An 18,492-nucleotide genomic window follows, 5' to 3' on the forward strand; every position below is an offset into this window, starting at 1 on the left:
ACTGCCACACCGCGTACATGTCATGCCCCAAGATACAGATAGCTATGAGGTTGTAGCAATGCCAGGAAACGGGTATTGGGGAATAATCAGCCACGCTGCGCTTATTGCTTAATGAATAATTAATGCTTATTACTTTAAGCAATTAATGCCGGGCAACTGGCTATGAAATCGGCGTTATTAAGCATTATCTAAATTTATTTATCGCTCAGAAAATGGCTTTAAAAGACATCTAGCGCCATTTCAACCTATGTCACAAAAAAAACTCCAGCCTGCACGCTACTTTATTTTCATTTCCTCGTTCCTTTGTTCAGGTCTTGCACACTTTTACTTTCTACATAACAATGGCCGAACTGAATCTGCAGCATCTGCAAAAAGTCCTCACGGATGCGACCCGCAACGAAAACCTGGTTCGCGAAATTCGCCGCGCGCACGGCAAGGTGCAGTTGGCCCTGAATGAGCTGGCTGAATTGCTGGATCCGGCTTACGAGCCTACCGAACGCAAAAAGCCGGGTCGTAAGACTTCGTCGGCGGAAGGCGGCGAAACCGGCGAAGGCCGTCGCCGCGGGCCGGGCCGCCCGCCCAAAAACACTGCCGGCAACGCCTAAGTAATTGCCTGCTTCAAAGCTTAGAGGGTCCGTCAACATCAGTGTTGGCGGACCTTTTTTTAGTTCACCCTCCTCCTATCCAGGCCAGTAGCGTACGGTTGCCCCAGCAGCTTACCAGACCGGGTTGGCTACGCCTTCTGCAACTGCTCGAAAGGCAACTCACTCCCGTTTTTTCTTCGAAGTTGCACGCGCCTATTTATTATTTCGCCCGTTTCGGCTCAGCCTATTGCCTGGTGGAAACCCGGGGTCTTTCCGTTTGGTTATTCTTTATCAGCACCGTCGCCTGCCAATAGCTATTAATTGCCAGACGTCAGGGGCTTTGTTAAGCTGCCACATCCCCATGACATTAACCCCGACACGCTTGCGCGAGTTGATTGCGCAGGGCGAAGGCGAAAGCCTCGAATTTAAAAAGCGTACGACCCACCCCAGCCGCATATCCCGCACCCTGGCGTCCTTGGCCAACGCCCGCGGGGGACGTGTATTGGTAGGCGTCGAGGACAACGGCCGCATCGTGGGCGTACGCGACGCGGAAGAGGAACGCTACCTGCTGCGTGAGGCCGCGACGCACTACGTAGACCCGCCGCTGACGCTGCGCCTGGACGAGGTAGACGTTGATGGTTGTACCGTGCTGGTGGTGACGGTGGCTGAAAGCGCCCACAAGCCCCACCGTGCCCGCGTCGGCAACGACGACTGGCGGGGCTATGTGCGCGTGGGCGATGAAAGCGTGCAAACCAGCCAACTCACGGAAAAAGTGCTGCGCCGTGACCCACCACCCGGCAGCCAGTTCGAATGGATTCCGCTCAGCCGCCACGAGCAGGCGGCGCTGGATTACGTGCGGCTGCATCCCCGCCTGACGTTGGGGCAGTACGAAAAGCTCATCAACGTGTCCAAGCGACGAGCGCACCGCATGCTTATCAAGCTGGTGCTCCACGGCTACCTGCGTTACCACGACAAGGAAAAAGAGCCCTACTACACCAAAGCGTAGCCGGCCGCCGAGCACGCGGCTTCGGCCTGGGCAGCTTACGCCTCGAGCGTCAGCAGCGGCAAGTAACGCTCGGCCAGCACGTGCAGATGGTGAGCCTCGTGGCCTGCCAGCAAGTAGAGCAGCGCCCGCACCGTGACGGGCTGGTGATTGGCTTTGCCGCCGCGCGCCCATTGCTCGGGCGTAAAGCTCCGGAACAAAGCCAGGGTGGCCCCGCGCGCGGCCGCGTACTCGTCGAGCAAGCTGGCCAGCGGGCGTTCATCGGCGCCGGAATGCTCCGCGTACCCGTTTTCGTCGAAGCCGGGCAGTTCCTGCCCGTCGCCCCGGGCAAAGCGCAGGGCGCGGTAGGCGAAGATGCGCTCAGCATCGGCTAAGTGCAGCACGACCTGTTTGATGCTCCATTTGCCGGGGCCGTAGCGCAGGCTTGCCTGCTCGTCGTCTACGGCCGCGAGCAGTTGGTGCAGCGCCGAGGGCTCCACGCTGAGCATAGCAAGCGGGTCGATGCCCTCGCCGATGTGGTGGAAATAGTTGTCGAAGTAAGGCGGATAAGTGCCCGGGGCCGGGCGCAGTGATGCGGACATGGCAATGAACATGAAGACGACGCGACAAGTTACGCGCCGCCGTCGGGAACCCCCTCTCCTACCTGCAGGTCAACTTCATGACGTTTTGGTAACATTTAGGTAACATTGTAACCCTCACGCAGAAGTACCTTTGTTTTCTCACCAAACCGACCTTCATGTCGATGAAATCACCTTTACTCCTAGGCTTGTTGAGCGCCGGCGTGCTGGGCTTTGCGGCTCAGGCAGCCCAGGCTCAAGTGACGCCCACGCCGCTGGCCACGAGCCCGTACTCCCAGAACTTCGACGCGCTGGGCAACACCGGGGCGAGCAACAACAAAACGACCCTGCCGGCCGGGTGGGATTTTTTGGAGACCAACGCGGGCACCGGCACCGGGGCCAACGACTTGTACACGGCCGATAACGGCGGGTCCAACGGGGGCAACACCTACAGCTACGGCGCCACCGGCAGCACCGAGCGGGCGCTTGGTGGGCTGCGCAGCGGCTCCCTAGTGCCCTCGTTTGGCGCTGCCTTCGCCAACAACACCGGCGCGGCCCTGACCAGCCTGACGGTGACCTACACCGGCGAAACCTGGCGCATCGGCACCATCAACCGCGCGGACAAACTGTCTTTTCAGTACAGCACCGACGCCACCTCGCTGAGCACCGGCACCTGGACTGGCGTGACGGCCCTGGACTACGCCAATCCCGGCAACGCCGCCACCACCAACGGCATCACGACCCCGGCGCACTCGGCCACCATCACGAGCACCATCACGGGCCTGAACGTGCCGGCCGGCACCAATATCTGGCTGCGCTGGACCGATTCCGACGTGACGGGCGCCGACGATGGCATGGCCATCGACGATTTCTCGCTGAGCTGGGGTGCCACCAACCCCACTTCGCCGGTGCTGACGCTGTCGGCGGCCACGCTGACCTTCCCGGGCCAGAACGTGGGCTCGACGTCGGGCGCGCAGACCTACACCCTGACGGGCGCCAACCTGACCGGCGACGTGACCGTGACGGCCACTGGCCCGTTCACCATCTCGAAGGACAACACCGCCCACGGCACGTCGCTGACGCTGACCACCGCGGAAGTGACCACCGCCAAGACGCTGTACGTGAAGTTTGCGCCCACCGCCACGGGCGCGGCCACGGGCAGCATCACGCACACCAGCGCGGGCGCTCCGGCCCGTACGCTGGCGCTGAGCGGCACCGGCCTGAACCCCAACCAGCTGAGCTTCGACTTCCAGGCTTGCACCGGCACGACCAGCCTTTCCGACGGCTGGACACAGTTTAGCGTGACGGGTGCCCAAACCTGGGCTTGCACCACCTTCGGCCGCAACCCCGCCGACCCGGCGTCGACGGCCGCCTTTCCGAGCGCGGTGCAGATCAACGGCTTCGCCAACGGCATTAACAACGTCAACGAAGACTGGCTGATTTCGCCCGCCCTGAACCTGGCCGGCACCAACTTCCCGCTGCTCTCCTTCTGGAGCCGCGTCGCCTTTGCCGGTCCGGCCCCGCGCCTGAAGGTATCGACCAACTACTCCGGCACCGGCAGCCCCCTGGCCGCCGGCGTGACCTGGACCGATCTGAACGCGTACTTCCCGCCCACCGGCACGGCCGCCTGGACGCAGACCAGCAACCTCAACCTGAGCGCCTACAAGCAGGCGGGCGTGTACGTGGCGTTTGTGTACACCTCCACGGCCGCCGACGGCGCCCGTTGGACCATCGACGACGTGAGCGTGACCAACTCGGCCACGGCGCCGGCGCCGGCCATCCGCACCAGCCCGAGCAGCGTGGCCTTTGGCTACCAGGCCGTAAGCACCTCGCCCACCCAGACCTTCGCCGCTTACCTGGAAAACCTGACCGCCAACGCGACCATCTCTTCTTCCGACCCGGCCTTTCAGGTGTCGCTCGACGGGACGACCTTCGCCAGTTCGGTCACGGTACCGGCCGCTACGGCCGCCACCGGCCCCGTGACGGTCACCGTGCGCTTCACCCCCACGGCAGCGTCGCGCAACTACACTGGCACCCTGACGCTGGCCACGGCCGGCGCTACCAGCGTGACCGTGGCCCTGAGCGGCAACACCTACGACGTGGCCAACACGCTGGAGGTCGTCAACTGGAACATCGAGTGGTTCGGCTCGACGGCTAACGGGCCCACTAACGAGCCGCAGCAGGACGCCAACGTGCGCACCATCCTCAACGCGCTGAACGCCGACGTGTTTGCACTGGCGGAAGTGGTGGATACCACCCGCCTGCGCGCCCTGGTGGCCGCCATGCCGGGCTACGCCTACCGCGTATCGGACTTCGGCTCGTACGCCGATAACCGCCAGGACCCGGACTACGCCGATGCCCAGAAACTGGCCTTCGTGTACCGCACCAGCGTTATCAGCAACCCGCAATTCACGGCTTTCTTCCGCTGCACCGAGGTGCAGAACTGCCCGCAGTTCAACGCCTGGTCGTCGGGCCGCTTCCCGTTCGTGATGACGGCCAACGCAACGCTGGGCGGCGTCACCAAGCAGGTGAGCTTCGTACTGATCCACGCCAAAGCCAACACCGGTGACCTGGTGGCCTCTTATAACCGCCGCAAAACCGGCGCCGACGCGCTGAAAGCCAAGCTCGACACCGATTACCCGACGGCCAACGTGGTCATCCTGGGTGACTTCAACGACGACTTGGACCAGACCATCACCGCTGGCATCACCCCGAACACGACTTCGTACAGCGCTTTCACCGCCGATGCCGCCAACTACCCGGCCCTGACCCTGCCGCTGAGCCTGACCGGCCAGAAGTCGACGGTGAGCTTCAACGACATGATCGACCACGTGGTGGTATCGAACGAGATGAACGCCTACTACGTGCCGGCCTCGGCCGCCGTGCAGACGCAAGTGGCCGGCCTGGTAACCAACTACGCCAACTCCACCTCCGACCACTACCCGATTCTGACGCGCTTCTCGTTCGCCAACCCCACCTCGACGGCCAAGGGCCACGTGGCCAAGCTGGGCCTGTACCCGAACCCGGTAAGCAAGTCGATCCGCGTGGAAGTGCCCGAGCGCAGCCAGTCGCTGCAGCTGCAGGTGCACACCACCGACGGCCGCCTGGTTATCAGCAGCACCGGCTCGGTGGAGCAGCTCAACCAGCAGCTCAACGCCAAAGTGGGTGGCCTGCACGCCGGTATGTACGTGGTACGCATCGTGGGCGAGCAGCAGACCTACGTGGAGCGCTTCGTGAAGCAATAGGCTTCTCCGCCGTTTCCGGCTCCGCAAAAAAGCCCCGCTCCTTCTGGAGCGGGGCTTTTTTTGTGGTGTTTGGTCCAGCCCGCCGCCTCAACCAGCCAAGGGCGGGTGCCCATCTTCCAGCACAAACGCCTGGCCGTCCTGCTCACCGGCCAGCCGCAGCCAATGGCGCTCGGCGGGGCGGCCCGTGGGCAGCCAGCCGCGGCCGGTTGCGGTCAGGACGAGCAGGCCCTCATCGTCGCCGAGGGCGGCGAAGTTGGGCAGGCGCGGGCCGCGGTGAAAGCCGGGCACGCCGTGCGCCGCCGTAATGGCCTCGGCGGTCGACAGCACGTCGGGCGTTACCAGGCCGGCTTCGCTGAGGTCGAGCAGGCCGGGCGCCGTGAAGGAATCGGGAGCGGCGTTGGGCAGTCCGCGGCGGGCAATGCACTCGAGGATGTTGCCGGCTGGATCAAGAAAGTAAAAGGCCCGCGCCTGCCAGTTGGGGAAGTCGGCAATGGGCTGGCCATCGGTGAAGGGCAACAGCGGCGTGCGGGCGCGCAGCCAGGTGTACACCTCCTCGAGCCGGTTGTGCGGCACGCTGAACGCGAAATGGTAGAACGGCTCCGCACCGGGCGGCGCTTGCCGAAACAGCAATCGGGAGCAGCCCACGGTCACGTGCAGCTCGGCGGGATGGGGCTGCTGCACCGGCAGCGCCAGCACCTGCCCGTAAAACGCGCGGAGTGCGGGCAGGTCGGGGGCCAGCAGGTGGAGGGCCAGAATGCGCATAAAGGCAGCCGTTGGGGAGTGGCGCCGCAACGTAACGGGTTTGGGCCGGTTGGTCAAGCCCGGCTGCCAACAACGCCCCGGCCGGTGGCCGCGTACAGGGGGACACATCCGTTTACTTTTCCTCTCCTCTATGGCTTCCCTCGCCCAACGCGGCCTGTCAATTTCCAAAAATGCCCTGTTCAGCCTCTTTGCCTCCCGCGCCGGCAAGCTGCTGGGCAAGCCCTTCAAGGTGATACTCGTGCTCAACGAGGTAGCCGACAAGCTGGCCACCCAGGGCAGCAAGGACAACAAGTTCAAGCAGCTCTTCGACGCGGCCTTCACCCTGGTGCGCCTCGTGCGGGCTTACATCAGCGGCGCGTACCGGCAGATCGAGACGGGCACCATCGTGGCGGGCCTGGCCGTGCTGCTGTACGTGCTGTCGCCCATCGACTTGGTACCGGATTTCATTCCCCTGCTGGGTTTTCTGGATGACCTGAGCCTGGTGAGCTGGTTTATCGGCAAGTTTCAGGGCGAAATCAGCCGCTTCCGCGAGTGGGAAACCACCAGCGCGGCCGCTGCGGCCCCCGAAGCCGCCCTGCCCCCGACTACCTCGGCCCGCTCCGCGCAACAAGCGGCGGCCGTGGCTGAGCTCGGCCACTCCTAAACCGACGCATTTTTCTTGCTCTTCCACGCCAACGCCGGCTCCACGGGGCCGGCGTTGGCGTGTTGGCGCCGGTACCACAGCCCAAACGCCACCAGTCCCAGCCACAGCGCCGAGCAACTGGCCACGATAGACTGCACCAGAAACCAGCGTAGCGCCGCATACGACTGCAGCGGGGCGGCCTGCCAGCGGCTGTAGCCCACGCCCAGCACCAACGCGCCCGCCATCAGCGCCACGGTCCAGCCCAGGCGGCGGCGCAGCGGCGGGGCCGTGGCACCAGCGGGTTGCCGGCGCAGCCAACGCCACGCCCACCAGGCCAGCAGCACGCCCCCGCCGGCCGTACTGGCCAGCTGCCCCACCTTGCAGAGCGGCATCGAGCCGAAAACCGGGAACGGCACCTCGCGCTGCAACAGCGGCCAGTGCTGCACCACCCAGCCATCGAGGTGGGTGAAAGCATCCCAGGCGTCGTGCGTGAGGGCCCCGAGCAGCAGGGCCGCCACCACCGCTCCGAAGCGGCGGCCGGGCCCGAAGGCAAAGGGCTGATTGGCTGCCTGGGCGGCGCGGCGCCCTGCCCAGGCGGGTAGCAGCGCCGCGGCCGGGGCCTTCACCACGCGGTGCCACAGCCAGAGCACCAGCAGCCCGGCCGGTAGGCAAAAGGTAAACAGCCCGGGCAGCGTGTGGCCGATGTTGCCAGTGGCCTGGAGCTGCACGAAGTAAATCAGGTCGGGCGCGAGGCTACCGATCCACAGGGCCGAAAGCGGCAAACCCAGGGGGCGGGCCAGTGGCACAACGGCGGCGGGATGGCAGAGCGTAAACGGCATCGGCGGCAAAAAGCTAGGCGCGGCGGGAACCCGGCGCGGGGCACGGGAGCCTTAAAGGTAGGCCAAGCCCGCCGCAGGGCGTCTCGGCATTGCGGCGTAATTTTGCGCCAACCATTCCCCATTCAAGCTCCCGCTCGTGACGACATTCTCTCCCCTGCGCGGCCTGCGTGCCTGCGCGCTGCTGCTGGCGCTGCTGCTGCCCGCCGTGGCCCGCGCCGACGAAGGCATGTGGCTGCCGCTGCTGCTCAAGCAGCTCAACGAAGCCGACATGCAGAAAAAAGGCCTCAAGCTCACCGCCGAAGACATTTACTCCGTCAACCGCGGCTCGCTGAAGGATGCCATCGTGCAGTTCGGCGGCGGGTGCACCGGCGAAATCATTTCCAACGAAGGCCTGCTGCTCACCAACCACCACTGCGGCTACGGGCAGATTCAGCAGCATTCGTCGGTCGAAAACGACTACCTGACCAAGGGTTACTGGGCCATGACGCGCGAGCAGGAGCTGCCCAACCCGGGCCTGACGGCTACCTTCATCGTGCGCATGGAGGACGTGACGGCGCCCGTGCTGCAGGGCCTGCCGGCCGGCATTGCCGAGGCCGAGCGCGAAAAAATCGTGCAGCAGCGCATCGCGCAGGTGGCCCAGAAAGCCGTGGAAGGCACGCACTACCGCGCCTTCGTGCGGCCCATGTTCGGGGGCGGCGAGTACTACCTGTTCGTCACCGAAGTATTTGAGGACGTGCGCCTCGTGGGTGCCCCGCCGAGCAGCATCGGCAAGTTTGGCGGCGACACCGACAACTGGATGTGGCCCCGCCACACCGGCGACTTCAGCATCTTCCGCATTTACGCCGGCCCCGACAACAAGCCCGCGCCCTACTCTAAGGCCAACAAGCCCTTCCAGCCCCGCCACTCGCTGCCCATTTCGCTCAGCGGCGTGCAGCCCGGCGACTTCACGCTGGTGTTCGGCTTTCCCGGCCGCACCACCGAGTACCTCACCTCCTGGGGCGTCGACGAAACATACTCGGCCTCCGACCCCATCAAGGTGAAAATCCGCGACACCAAGCTGCGCATTCTCGACGCCGACATGAAAGCGTCGGACAAGGTGCGCATTCAGTACGCGGCCAAATACGCTTCGCTGGCCAACTACTGGAAAAAGTGGATCGGCGAGATGCGCGGCCTTAAGCGCCTCGACGCAGTGCGCCGCAAGCAGCAGCAGGAAGAGCAGTTTCGGCAGTGGGTGCAGCAGGGCGACGCCGCCCGGCAGGCCGCCTACGGGCAGGTACTGCCGCAGCTGGAGCAGCAGTACCGCGCCGTGCGCCCCTACGTGGTAGCCCGCGACTACGTGACGGAAGCCGCGCTGGGCATCGAGTTGCTCAACTACGCCAGCGCCCTGCAGCAGTACGTGGATTTGATTCAGGACAAGGCCCCGCAGGCAGAAATCAACGCGGCCCTGGAAAAGACGCGCAAGGGCACCACCGGCACGTTCCGCAACATCAACATTGCCACCGACCAGAAAGTGGCGGCGGCCCTGCTCCCGCTGTACGCCGAAGGCACGCCCGCCGAGCTGCTGCCCGACCACATCAAGGCCCTGCGCAAGCAGCACACCACGCCCGAAGCCTGGCAGCGCTTCGTGGCCGACCTCTACGCGCGCAGCCGCCTCACCTCCGAGGCCAGCGCCCAGAAGGTGCTCGACGAAGTGGCCAAGGGCAACATCAGCGGCATTCTGAATGACCCGGCCTACCAGCTGGTGGCCCCCATCGTGGCCACCTACCGCCAGAAGGTGCTGCCCCTGTACTTGGCGGCCCAGGACCAGATTACGCTGCTGCAGCGCACCTACGTGGCCGGCCTGCGCCAGCAGCAGCCGCAGCGCAAGTTTTACCCCGATGCCAACTCCACCCTGCGCGTGGCCTACGGGCAGGTGGCCGGCTACCAGCCCGCCGACGGGGTGCAGTACGCCTACTACACCACCCTCGACGGCATCATGGAAAAGGTTGACCCGACGAACGTGGACTTCGAAGTGCCGCAGCGCCTCGTGGAGCTGTACCAGCAAAAGGACTACGGCCCCTACGCCGTCAACGGCACGGTGCCCGTGGCCTTTACGGCCACCAACCACACCACCGGCGGCAACAGCGGCTCGCCCGTCATCAACGGCCGCGGCGAGCTGATCGGCACCAACTTCGACCGCAACTGGGAGGGCACCATGTCTGACATCATGTACGACCCCGACCGCGTGCGCAACATCACGCTGGACGTGCGCTACATGCTGTTCGTGGTCGATAAGTTCGCCGGCGCGACGCACCTGGTAAAGGAAATGAAGCTGGTGGGCGGCCCCAATCAGCCGGCTTTCGAGCCGGCGGGCACGTCGGACAAGAAGGCGAAGAAGCAGAAAGTCAAGGTGAAGCGCGAAAAGGCCGCGGCGGTCAACTAAGCGTCGCCCGGCTCTCACCGTGCCTAAGGCCCTGTTCCCTCCCGGGAGCAGGGCCTTGTTGTTGGGGCGGATTTGTCAGGCTTACGCCTTTTCTTCAACCTGAACCGCGGCGTGGCCTTGCCGCAAAACCTCGTCAGGCGCTTAGCTTGCGACATGGTTAGAATGCTTTACCGCGCGGGCCTGCTGCTAAGCCTGCTTCTGCCGCCGCGCAGCCAGGCTCAGCCCTCGGCGGCGGGCTCCCCGCCCCCGGCGGCCTACCTGCTGCAACCCGCCGCCGTGTTCGATGGCCAGACGCTGCACCCGGGCTGGGCCGTGCTGGTGGAGGGCGAGCGGATCAAGGCCGTGGGCCCGGCCGCGCAGCTGGCGGCACCGGCCGGCTGCCGGCCGGTGCCGCTGCCGGGCCTCACGCTGCTGCCCGGCCTCATCGAAGGCCACGCCCACCTGCTGCTGCACCCCTACAACGAAACCAGCTGGAACGACCAAGTGCTGCGCGAGTCGCAGGCTGAGCGGGTGGTGCGCGCCACGGTGCACGCGCGGCGCACCCTGCTGGCGGGCTTCACCACCGCCCGCGACCTGGGCTCCGAGGGTGCTGGCTACGCCGACGTCGGGCTAAAGCAATCCATTGACCAGGGGCTGATTCCCGGTCCGCGCTTGCTCATTGCCACCCGGGCCCTCGTGGCCACCGGCTGCTACGGGCCCAAGCTCTCGGTAGACGTGCCGGTGCCGCAGGGGGCGCAAGAGGTCAGCGGCGCCGACGAAATCGTGCGGGCCGTGCGCGAGCAGGTCAGCCGCGGCGCCGACGTGGTGAAGGTGTACGCCGACTACCGCCTGACGCCCGGCGGGCCCTCGGTGCCCACGTTTTCCCAGGACGAGCTGAACGTGTTGGTCGCCACCGCCCGCTCCCTGGGCCGCCCGGTGGTGGCCCACGCCTCCACGCCCGAGGGCATGCGCCGCGCCACGCTGGCCGGCGTCGAAACCATCGAGCACGGCGACCAGGGCACGGCGGAGGTGTTCCGGCTGATGAAGCAGCGCGGCGTGGTCCTCTGCCCCACCGTGGCCGCCGGCGACGCCGTTCTGCAGTACCAGGGCTGGCGCAAGGGCCAGGCGCCCGAGCCGGAGCGCATCCAGCAGAAGAAAGCGAGCGTGCAGGCCGCCCGCCGGGCCGGCGTGGCGCTGGTGGTGGGCGGCGACGCGGGCGTATTCGCGCACGGCGACAACGTGCGCGAGCTGGAGCTGCTGGTGCGCGAGTACGGCTTCAGCCCGCTGGACGTGCTGCGCGGCGCCACCCACGGCAACGCGCAGCTGCTGCACCTGCCCGACCGCGGCCAGGTGCAGCCCGGCCTGCTCGCCGACCTGGTGGCCGTGCCGGGCGACCCGACGCAGGACGTGGCGGCGCTGCGACAGGTGCAGTGGGTGATGAAGGGCGGGGTGGTGGTGCGGGAATAGTTGCAACTTGTAGCCTATGCCCTCCATACCCGACATCCTTGCCGCCGCCCTTCCGGCGTTTGCCGCTGACGAGGCCGACGACGAATCCGTCCAGCAGTTTCTTTTGGCCCAAGGCGTTGATGAGGCCCTAGCCAACCAGGTCGTAGCCTTTTTGCCGCTGGCCTTCGGCCGCATCGTACTGGAACAACTGTCGCTGCAATTCTCCGAGGAATACTCCCGCGTAGGAGCCAGTGGGCGCATCCATTCGGGATACTCTTTGGCAGCTGAGCCTGTGTTTTTGGCTGCTACCAGTTTGGCTCGGCAGTTGGTCGCCACCGGCCAATGGAGTCAGGAACTCCACTGGCCCGTAGCCATGTGGAGTGCCGAGTTTCACGCCGTCAACAACTTGCTAAACGCGGGTTCACAGGCAGAAAACGTAGAACTCTCGCCACCAGTGCTGCTATGGAATATGGATGATTCGGCTGTGGCGGCCAAGCCTTGGTGGAAGTTCTGGTAAAAAAACGACACGTAACAGGTCAGCAGAGTTAACCTGTTACGTGTCTCTTATGGTTTGTCATTGACAAATTACCCCGGCCGCTCCACGCCCAGCGCCTTGAGCTGCGCCGCGTACTTGTCGTAAATCACCCGCAGGTCGGCGCCGTGCTTTTCGGCGTCCACGCCGATGCTCACGTTGGCGCGGTGAAAGCGGTGCAGGTGGCTCAGGTGGGGGCAGATGACGGGCAGGTGCCCGGCCAGCAGGAAGCGCACGTAGAGGTCGAGGTCTTCGGCCATGCGCAGCTCTTCGTCGTAGCCGCCCACCTCGTCGAAAAGGCGGCGGCTGTAGCACACGTTGCCCTGGATGAAGTGTTCGGCCCGGAAAATGGCCTGCAGCATGGCCGCGGGCGTGTCGAAGCGCCAGGCGTAGTAATCCTCGCCGGGCAGGTAGCGCCGCTCTTCGTCCACGCGCAGGAAATCGGCCACCAGCCACGGCCGGTCGGGGTGGGCTTCGATCTGGGCGCCGTAGTGGTAAAGGCAGCGCTGGAGCAGCAGGTCGTCGTCGTCGAGGGGCACGAGCCAGGCCTCCGGGTCGGTTTCGCGGATGAGGCGGTTGCGGGCCGGGCCGGGCAGCAGGCGCTCAGGCCCTTGGTGTTGCCAGGTGCGGATGGGCGGGCCCTGCCAGCCGCGGGCTTCGCCGAGGAAGGCCGCCGAGTTGTCGGTGCAGGCGTTGTCGAGGATGAGGTGCTCGTAGGAGGCATCGAGCGGGGCCAGGACGCTGGCGCGTACGCTCTGCACAGCCTCGGGCAGAAAGGCGGCCCGGTTGTGCGTGGGGGTGATGACGGCAAAGTGCATAGGACTTGCTTGTTCGGGCCCGGCCGAAAAAAGTTACCTTCCGGAAGCCATTCCCAACTTTCCCGTCAGCCGTGGCGTTTACCGGGGCAACTTCTCTGCTCCGCATTCCCATGGGCCTATACGTCGTAACGCTCCGCTTACCCGAAGTCTTCGACGAAGAGTTTGTGGCGCTGATTCCCCGCCACCGCGCCTTCGTCAACAGCCTGATCGAAGAAAACATCATCCTCTCCTACGCCATCAGCGCCGACCGCTCCCGGGGCTAGGTCACCATGCAGGGCGTCACCCCGGAGGCCGTACGCGCCGTGGTCGAGCAGTTTCCCCTGTACCGCTTCCTGCAGCAGATAGAAATCGACGAATTATTTGTATTCGACAGCACCGCTACGCGCCTGCCCAAAATCAGCTTAAATTAAGCTCGGCGGCCTCCCTTGGCGCCCCTTCTCCACCTTCGCCCTCTTCGCCCGCATGATATTTCCGCTGCTCTGGCCCCTCGCGCTGCTCTCCCAGCTGCACCCGGCCGCCACCGCACCATTCCCGTCGCCGGGGCCCGTGCCGGCCGAGGCGCCCACCACCGAAACGCTGCTCAACCGCCTGAGCAGCGCCATCGGCAAGCTGCAAACCCTGCGCGTGACGGTGAAGGCCAACGAACGGCACGCCGGCAGCTACCAGCAGGCGCGCACGCTCATGAAAATCAACGCCTCGCCCCTGCGCATCTACCTGCGCAACCACAAAGGCATCGAGGTGCTGTACCTGCAGGGCCAGAACGGCGGCGACGCGTGGGTGTACCCGGCCAAGTTTCCGTACGTAACCGTCAGCCTGGACCCCAACGGGGCCATCATGCGGCGCAACCAGCACCACTCCGTCGTCGACGCGGGCTACGGCACCATTGCCGACCTGATCCGCATCCCGCCGCAGCGCTCCGAGGCCTACCGCCGCTCCTTCCGCTACCAGGGCGACACCACCGTCCAGGGCCGCCCCTGCTACCTGCTGCGCTCCGACTTCCCGCAGTTCAAGTACGTGAGCTACAAGACCGTGGGCGGGGAAACCGCCGCCAAGATTGCCGAACGCTTCGGCTGCGGGGAGTTCCGCATTGCCGAACGCAACGACCTCGGCTACGAGGAAGTGCTGCCCGCCGGCCAGACCTTGCAGGTGCCCAATGCCTACGGACGTCGCACCATTCTCTGCGTCGATCAGAAGATGATGCTGCCCATGGCCGTGGCCGTGTGGGACGACAAAGGGCTGTTCGAAAGCTTTGAATTCTCGCAGGTGGTGGCCAACCAGCCCATTCCCGCCGCCGAGTTCAGCAAGGATTACAAGGACTATAAATTCTAATCCCGGATTTCGCGGACGATGGAACCAGTGGTGCCACGACTCTAAAAGTCGTGGCACCACTGGTTTCAAGCCACACGTTATTTCGAACCAGACGACGCGCGGTAAACGCAGTGGTGCCACGGCTCAAAGCCGTGGCACCACTGCGTTCAATCGTCTATCAAACCTCCGCGATTTAGCGGCGCATAGTTTTTTCGATCATGTCCCACATGTCCGGGGTCAGCAGCTCCAGCTTGTTGAACTCGCCGGCGCCGTTGAGCCATTCCCCGCCGTCGATGGTGATGACCTCGCCGTTGATGTAGGCTGCGAAGTCCGACACGAGAAAGGCGGCCAGGTTGGCCAGCTCCTGGTGCGAGCCCACGCGCTTGAGCGGCACCGAGGCGGCCGGGTCGAGCTTGGAGGCCAGCGGCTCGGGAAAGAGGCGGCTCCAGGCGCCCTCCGTCGGGAACGGCCCGGGCGCAATGGCGACCGAGCGGATGCCGTATTTGGCCCACTCCACGGCCAGGGAGCGGGTCAAAGCCAGCACGCCGGCCTTGGCCGTGGCCGAGGGCACCACGAAGGCCGAACCTACCGAAGCGTAGGTGGTGACGATGTTCAGGATGGTGCCGGGCTGCTGCTCCTTGATCCAGTGCTTGCCTACGGCCAGGGTGCAGTTGTAGCTGCCCTTGAGCACGATGTCCACGATGACGTCGAAAGCCTTGTTCGACAGGCGCTCCGTGGGGCTGATGAAGTTGCCGGCGGCGTTGTTCACCAGCACGTCGATGCGGCCAAACTCCTCGATGGTGCGCTGCACCAGCTTTTCCACCTCGTCGTACTTGCGCACGTCGCACTGCACGGCCAGCACCTTGCCGCCGGTCTGCTGGCGCAGCTCGTTGGCGGTGTTTTCCAGCACGTCGAGCTTGCGCGAGCTAATGACCACGTTGGCCCCGAGCTGCAGGAAGTAGGTGGTCATGGCGCGGCCCAGGCCGGTGCCACCGCCGGTGACGATGATGGTTTTGCCGTCGAGGGCGCCGTCGCGCAGCATGGGTTGGGCGTAGGGTGCAGTTGCCATTGGGAATGAAACGTTCGGGTTGGGTGGCAAGAAAGGTAATTATTACGACAAAGTAGTCGGCATGCCGAGTATTTACCTCAGGCGGCAGCCGGCGCCGTTGAGCTGCGCAGGACATCAACGTCGGTGACCACGCCCTCGGCCACGCACCGCCCCCTTCCCGGCAGCCGAAGCTGCAGCCGGGATACAGCCGCGTCCGGTGCACCTGGTACTTGGCTGGCTGGTTCAGGATGTACATCCGCGCGCGCAGCCATTCGCCCACGGGCAGGGGCAGCTCCGGGCTGAACGGCTGGCCTTGCGCGTCGCAGAACAGCGGCCAGATCATGTACGCAGGCCCGTCCATCTGCCCGTCGGGCTTCAGGTAAAAAAAATCCCAGCGGATGCCGTTGTATGGTGCGCTGTAGCGGCCGCCTTCTTCCGGGGGGCGGATGCGGATGCGGGCCAAGAAATCGGCCGGGGTGTCCCAACGGGCGTCTATGCTCATGCTTACGGGGCAACTGGAAACAGCCGGCCGATCCACCGCCAAGTTGGGCAAAAAGCGTCGTTCGAAGTCACGCGGCAAGGTCGGTCCGCATTTTTCCGGACCTTCGCCCTGCCCTTATTTCCCGCTTCCATCGTTCCGATGCCCTCCCTGCCCGCTTTCGCCGCTGCTCTCTCCCCCGCGTCTGTTTCCATTGCCGTACTCGGCTGCGGCTGGCTGGGCCTGCCGCTGGCCCGCGCGCTGGCCGCCGCCGGTCACGCCGTGGCCGGCAGCACCACCACGCCCGACAAGCTGCCCGCACTGGCCGCCGCCGGCCTCACGCCGCACCTGCTGCGCCTCGACCCCGCCACCACGCCCGCCGAGGTCGCCCCCCTGCTGCACGGCGCCGACGTGCTGATCATCAACGTGCCACCCTCCCGCGCTGCTGCCGACCGCGCGGCCTACGCCGCCGCGCTGCAGCCCGTGGCCGAAGCACTCGCGGCTTCGGCCGTGCGCCGGGTGGTATTTGTCAGCTCCACCGGCGTGTACCCCGACGAGCCGCGCATCATGCACGAAGCCGATGCCCTGGCTTCCGCTGAGGCAGAGAACCACCTCCTGCAGGCCGAGTGGCTATTTGCCCAGCCCGACCAGCCCTGGCAAACCACGGTGCTGCGCCTGGGCGGCCTGATGGGCCCCGGCCGCGCGCCCGGCCGCTTCCTGGCGGGCCGGACGGATCTGCCGCAGCCCACGGCGCCGGTCAACATGCTGCACCTCGACGATGCGGTGGGCGTGGTACGGGCCGTGCTCGACCAGGAGGTTTGGGGGCTCACGCTCAACGTGTGTTCGCCCCAGCACCCCAGCCGCCAGGCGTTTTACACCGCCGCAGCGGCGCTGCTGGGGCTACCCGCGCCGCAGTTCGCCGCCGATGCGCGCGGCGGCAAGCTCATCAGCACAGACCAGGTGCAGGCAACGGTGAACTACCGGTTCCGCTACACCGACCCGGCTACCGCCCTGCCCTACTGCGCCCACTGAATGCCCGCGGCGGGGTCGGGCTGTATCTTTGCCGGGTGAAAGAACTGCTTACCGTCGATGTGGCCGTGCTGGGCGGCGGGGCCGCCGGCTTTTTCGGGGCCATTGCCTGTGCCGAAGCCAACCCCGACCTGACCGTGGTGCTGCTCGAAAAAACCACCAAGCTGCTAAGCAAGGTGCGCATCTCGGGCGGCGGCCGCTGCAACGTGACGCACCACTGCTTTCAGCCGGCCGAGCTGGCGCAGCATTATCCCCGCGGCGGCAAGCAACTCAAGGAGCCCTTCCGCCAGTTCGGTGCCCAGGACACGGTGCGCTGGTTTGCGGCCCGCGGCGTCAAGCTCAAGACCGAAGCCGACGGCCGCATGTTCCCGGTCACCGACTCCAGCGAAACCATTGCCCAGGCCCTGGAAGAAGCCGCCCGCCGCACCGGCGTGCGGGTGCTGCTGAGCACCGCCGCCGACCTCATTGAGCCCCTGCCCAGCGGCTTCCGCCTGACGCTCAGCGGCGCGCAGGCGCCGGCCCGGGCGCTGCAGGTACGCAAGCTGCTGGTGGCCACCGGCGGCAGCCCCAAGTCCGCGGGCTACGACTGGCTGCGGCAGCTGGGCCACTCGGTGTGCGAGCCGGTGCCGTCGTTGTTTACCTTCAACGTGCCCGACTCGCCGCTCAAAGAGCTGATGGGCGTGAGCGTGCCGCACGCACGGGTGGTGCTGGCGGGCGAGAAGCTGGAATACGAGGGGCCACTGCTCGTCACGCACTGGGGCGTGAGCGGACCGGCCGTGCTCAAGCTCTCGGCCTGGGGCGCCCGGCGGCTGAGCGAGCTGCAGTACACCGGCACCGCTTTAATAAGCTGGGTGCCCGCGCACAAGGAAGAGTCGTTGCGGCAGTGGCTGCACACCTACCGCGCTGAGAATGGCAAGAAAACCGTGCTGTCGAACCCGCTGTTTGGGCTGCCGCAGCGGTTGTGGCGCACCTTGGTGGAGCAGGCCGGCATCGGCGCGGAAACGCGCTGGAGCGAGCTGGCCGGCAAGCTGCAAAACCGCCTGATCGAGCTGCTGCTGCGTACCCCGCTGGGCGTGCGCGGCAAAACCACGTTCAAGGAGGAGTTCGTGACCTGTGGTGGCATTCCGCTCGGCGAGGTGAACATGAAAACCATGGAAAGCCGCCAGGTGCCCGGCCTGCACTTTGCCGGCGAGGTGCTCGATATCGATGGTATCACCGGCGGCTTCAACTTCCAGGCTGCCTGGACCACGGGCTACCTCGCTGGGCGGGCCATGGCGGAACGGTAGATCAATGCATCGGCCCGCCCCAGTTCCATGGCTAAGCGTTGCATCTGCTTTACCATCGGCTCCCCAATTGCCGTCAGGCCGTCGTGGTGGTCCAGGCTGAGCAGCCAGCAGTGGTGCTTGTCCAGCACTCCGATTTCGCAACCCCACACTTCCTCGCTGATAGCCGCGAGGGCCGTCACGGTGCCTTGGTACCACCAAAACTTGGTCTGCTCCTGGGCATTGCCTTCAACATAGATAAAGCAGAGCTCCTCCTTACCGACCAGCCGCACCAGGTGAGGGAAGGGCCATTCGTTCCCGAGGCCTAAGGTTGCCGCCGCCTTATCAGCAGCCACCTGGGCCCAGGGCCAAGACCATTGTTTCAGCGCCCCGGTTTGCTCGGTAAACTCCAAGTACATCCGCTTCTCTACGGCCTGCCACTCCGTAAGCCTTAAGGGGCGAAATTGATCCGAGCTCAACCCTAGAGCTAGCCGAGCTTTTTCAATTTCCGGCCGAATATCATTTTTGCTCCACATAACCTACGCAAGTAAGCGGAAT

The 18,492-nt window shown here is 65.3% G+C and carries 18 protein-coding genes; 12 read left to right on the plus strand and 6 right to left on the minus strand.

The window, feature by feature from the left end; all coding sequences use genetic code 11:
- The first annotated feature begins 341 nt into the window (after nt 1-341).
- Both ACYVKQ_RS00005 and ACYVKQ_RS00010 read left to right on the plus strand, forming a co-directional pair.
- Nucleotides 342-605: a hypothetical protein gene (locus tag ACYVKQ_RS00005; protein ID WP_460574325.1), complete on the plus strand. Its 264-nt coding sequence runs from the start codon at nt 342-344 to the stop codon at nt 603-605.
- A gap of 340 nt (nt 606-945) precedes the next feature.
- A complete protein-coding gene (locus ACYVKQ_RS00010) occupies nt 946-1,590 on the plus strand; it encodes an AlbA family DNA-binding domain-containing protein (RefSeq protein WP_460574327.1) in 645 nt (214 codons plus the stop codon).
- Nucleotides 1,591-1,625: 35 nt separating this feature from the next.
- Here ACYVKQ_RS00010 and ACYVKQ_RS00015 read toward each other — a convergent pair whose 3' ends face one another.
- Entirely contained in the window at nt 1,626-2,168 is a 543-nt protein-coding gene (locus tag ACYVKQ_RS00015; RefSeq protein WP_460574329.1) for a DinB family protein, read from the minus strand.
- A gap of 161 nt (nt 2,169-2,329) precedes the next feature.
- Between ACYVKQ_RS00015 and ACYVKQ_RS00020 the strand changes: the two genes are divergently transcribed.
- Nucleotides 2,330-5,389, plus strand: coding sequence for a choice-of-anchor J domain-containing protein (locus ACYVKQ_RS00020; protein ID WP_460574331.1), 3,060 nt, complete (start codon nt 2,330-2,332; stop codon nt 5,387-5,389).
- Between the two features lie 87 nt (nt 5,390-5,476).
- Here the strand turns inward: ACYVKQ_RS00020 and ACYVKQ_RS00025 are convergent, their stop codons facing one another.
- Nucleotides 5,477-6,151 carry a VOC family protein gene (locus ACYVKQ_RS00025; protein WP_460574333.1) on the minus strand — a complete coding sequence of 225 codons (675 nt, stop codon included), beginning with the start codon at nt 6,149-6,151 and terminating at the stop codon, nt 5,477-5,479.
- A gap of 130 nt (nt 6,152-6,281) precedes the next feature.
- Between ACYVKQ_RS00025 and ACYVKQ_RS00030 the strand changes: the two genes are divergently transcribed.
- Nucleotides 6,282-6,794 (plus strand): YkvA family protein, encoded by a 513-nt coding sequence (locus ACYVKQ_RS00030; protein WP_460574335.1) that lies wholly within the window; start codon nt 6,282-6,284, stop codon nt 6,792-6,794.
- Here the strand turns inward: ACYVKQ_RS00030 and ACYVKQ_RS00035 are convergent.
- A complete protein-coding gene (locus ACYVKQ_RS00035) occupies nt 6,791-7,612 on the minus strand; it encodes a DUF4184 family protein (RefSeq protein WP_460574337.1) in 822 nt (273 codons plus the stop codon). The genes ACYVKQ_RS00030 and ACYVKQ_RS00035 overlap by 4 nt on opposite strands.
- Nucleotides 7,613-7,748: 136 nt before the next feature.
- Here ACYVKQ_RS00035 and ACYVKQ_RS00040 point away from each other — a divergent pair, with 136 nt between their 5' ends.
- From ACYVKQ_RS00040 to ACYVKQ_RS00050, 3 genes are all read left to right on the plus strand, one after another.
- Nucleotides 7,749-10,034, plus strand: coding sequence for a S46 family peptidase (locus tag ACYVKQ_RS00040; protein WP_460574339.1), 2,286 nt, complete (start codon nt 7,749-7,751; stop codon nt 10,032-10,034).
- Between the two features lie 153 nt (nt 10,035-10,187).
- On the plus strand, nt 10,188-11,480 hold the full coding sequence (locus tag ACYVKQ_RS00045; RefSeq protein ID WP_460574341.1) for a metal-dependent hydrolase family protein: 1,293 nt from the start codon (nt 10,188-10,190) through the stop codon (nt 11,478-11,480).
- Between the two features lie 16 nt (nt 11,481-11,496).
- Complete coding sequence (locus tag ACYVKQ_RS00050; protein ID WP_460574343.1) at nt 11,497-11,976, plus strand: hypothetical protein; 480 nt, start codon at nt 11,497-11,499, stop codon at nt 11,974-11,976.
- Nucleotides 11,977-12,044: 68 nt separating this feature from the next.
- Here ACYVKQ_RS00050 and ACYVKQ_RS00055 read toward each other — a convergent pair whose 3' ends face one another.
- Complete coding sequence (locus ACYVKQ_RS00055) at nt 12,045-12,809, minus strand: glycosyltransferase family 2 protein (protein ID WP_460574345.1); 765 nt, start codon at nt 12,807-12,809, stop codon at nt 12,045-12,047.
- Between the two features lie 110 nt (nt 12,810-12,919).
- Here ACYVKQ_RS00055 and ACYVKQ_RS00060 point away from each other — a divergent pair, with 110 nt between their 5' ends.
- From ACYVKQ_RS00060 to ACYVKQ_RS00070, 3 genes are read left to right on the plus strand one after another with little or no spacing between them, the layout of a single operon-like run.
- On the plus strand, nt 12,920-13,072 hold the full coding sequence (locus ACYVKQ_RS00060; RefSeq protein WP_460574347.1) for a hypothetical protein: 153 nt from the start codon (nt 12,920-12,922) through the stop codon (nt 13,070-13,072).
- 6 nt (nt 13,073-13,078) lie between these two features.
- Nucleotides 13,079-13,219, plus strand: a complete 141-nt coding sequence (locus ACYVKQ_RS00065) for a hypothetical protein (RefSeq protein ID WP_460574349.1) — start codon at nt 13,079-13,081, stop codon at nt 13,217-13,219.
- 52 nt (nt 13,220-13,271) lie between these two features.
- The gene (locus ACYVKQ_RS00070) at nt 13,272-14,138 is read left to right on the plus strand and encodes a LysM peptidoglycan-binding domain-containing protein (RefSeq protein ID WP_460574351.1); all 867 of its coding nucleotides are present in this window, start codon (nt 13,272-13,274) and stop codon (nt 14,136-14,138) included.
- Between the two features lie 172 nt (nt 14,139-14,310).
- Here the strand turns inward: ACYVKQ_RS00070 and ACYVKQ_RS00075 are convergent, their stop codons facing one another.
- Nucleotides 14,311-15,186 carry an SDR family oxidoreductase gene (locus tag ACYVKQ_RS00075; protein WP_460574352.1) on the minus strand — a complete coding sequence of 292 codons (876 nt, stop codon included), beginning with the start codon at nt 15,184-15,186 and terminating at the stop codon, nt 14,311-14,313.
- A 619-nt stretch (nt 15,187-15,805) separates the two neighbouring features.
- On the opposite strand from ACYVKQ_RS00075, the gene ACYVKQ_RS00080 reads away from it, so the two are divergent.
- Both ACYVKQ_RS00080 and ACYVKQ_RS00085 read left to right on the plus strand, forming a co-directional pair.
- The gene (locus tag ACYVKQ_RS00080) at nt 15,806-16,675 is read left to right on the plus strand and encodes a Rossmann-fold NAD(P)-binding domain-containing protein (protein ID WP_460574354.1); all 870 of its coding nucleotides are present in this window, start codon (nt 15,806-15,808) and stop codon (nt 16,673-16,675) included.
- 35 nt (nt 16,676-16,710) lie between these two features.
- Nucleotides 16,711-17,958, plus strand: a complete 1,248-nt coding sequence (locus tag ACYVKQ_RS00085; RefSeq protein ID WP_460574355.1) for a BaiN/RdsA family NAD(P)/FAD-dependent oxidoreductase — start codon at nt 16,711-16,713, stop codon at nt 17,956-17,958.
- On the opposite strand, the gene ACYVKQ_RS00090 is transcribed toward ACYVKQ_RS00085, so the two are convergent.
- The gene (locus ACYVKQ_RS00090; RefSeq protein WP_460574357.1) at nt 17,925-18,470 is read right to left on the minus strand and encodes a DUF6756 family protein; all 546 of its coding nucleotides are present in this window, start codon (nt 18,468-18,470) and stop codon (nt 17,925-17,927) included. The genes ACYVKQ_RS00085 and ACYVKQ_RS00090 overlap by 34 nt on opposite strands.
- Nucleotides 18,471-18,492 lie beyond the last annotated feature (22 nt).

Source organism: Hymenobacter coalescens (assembly GCF_054783195.1).

What these genes read in the sequence shown, in the direction of transcription:
- ACYVKQ_RS00055 (WP_460574345.1), bottom strand. Translation starts at nt 12,809, where the DNA reads ATGCACTTTGCCGTCATCACCCCCACGCACAACCGGGCCGCCTTTCTG.
- ACYVKQ_RS00045 (WP_460574341.1), top strand. Translation starts at nt 10,188, where the DNA reads ATGGTTAGAATGCTTTACCGCGCGGGCCTGCTGCTAAGCCTGCTTCTG.
- ACYVKQ_RS00025 (WP_460574333.1), bottom strand. Translation starts at nt 6,151, where the DNA reads ATGCGCATTCTGGCCCTCCACCTGCTGGCCCCCGACCTGCCCGCACTC.
- ACYVKQ_RS00020 (WP_460574331.1), top strand. Translation starts at nt 2,330, where the DNA reads ATGAAATCACCTTTACTCCTAGGCTTGTTGAGCGCCGGCGTGCTGGGC.
- ACYVKQ_RS00070 (WP_460574351.1), top strand. Translation starts at nt 13,272, where the DNA reads ATGATATTTCCGCTGCTCTGGCCCCTCGCGCTGCTCTCCCAGCTGCAC.
- ACYVKQ_RS00010 (WP_460574327.1), top strand. Translation starts at nt 946, where the DNA reads ATGACATTAACCCCGACACGCTTGCGCGAGTTGATTGCGCAGGGCGAA.
- ACYVKQ_RS00080 (WP_460574354.1), top strand. Translation starts at nt 15,806, where the DNA reads ATGCCCTCCCTGCCCGCTTTCGCCGCTGCTCTCTCCCCCGCGTCTGTT.
- ACYVKQ_RS00035 (WP_460574337.1), bottom strand. Translation starts at nt 7,612, where the DNA reads ATGCCGTTTACGCTCTGCCATCCCGCCGCCGTTGTGCCACTGGCCCGC.
- ACYVKQ_RS00065 (WP_460574349.1), top strand. Translation starts at nt 13,079, where the DNA reads ATGCAGGGCGTCACCCCGGAGGCCGTACGCGCCGTGGTCGAGCAGTTT.
- ACYVKQ_RS00015 (WP_460574329.1), bottom strand. Translation starts at nt 2,168, where the DNA reads ATGTCCGCATCACTGCGCCCGGCCCCGGGCACTTATCCGCCTTACTTC.
- ACYVKQ_RS00075 (WP_460574352.1), bottom strand. Translation starts at nt 15,186, where the DNA reads ATGGCAACTGCACCCTACGCCCAACCCATGCTGCGCGACGGCGCCCTC.
- ACYVKQ_RS00090 (WP_460574357.1), bottom strand. Translation starts at nt 18,470, where the DNA reads ATGTGGAGCAAAAATGATATTCGGCCGGAAATTGAAAAAGCTCGGCTA.
- ACYVKQ_RS00050 (WP_460574343.1), top strand. Translation starts at nt 11,497, where the DNA reads ATGCCCTCCATACCCGACATCCTTGCCGCCGCCCTTCCGGCGTTTGCC.
- ACYVKQ_RS00060 (WP_460574347.1), top strand. Translation starts at nt 12,920, where the DNA reads ATGGGCCTATACGTCGTAACGCTCCGCTTACCCGAAGTCTTCGACGAA.
- ACYVKQ_RS00005 (WP_460574325.1), top strand. Translation starts at nt 342, where the DNA reads ATGGCCGAACTGAATCTGCAGCATCTGCAAAAAGTCCTCACGGATGCG.
- ACYVKQ_RS00030 (WP_460574335.1), top strand. Translation starts at nt 6,282, where the DNA reads ATGGCTTCCCTCGCCCAACGCGGCCTGTCAATTTCCAAAAATGCCCTG.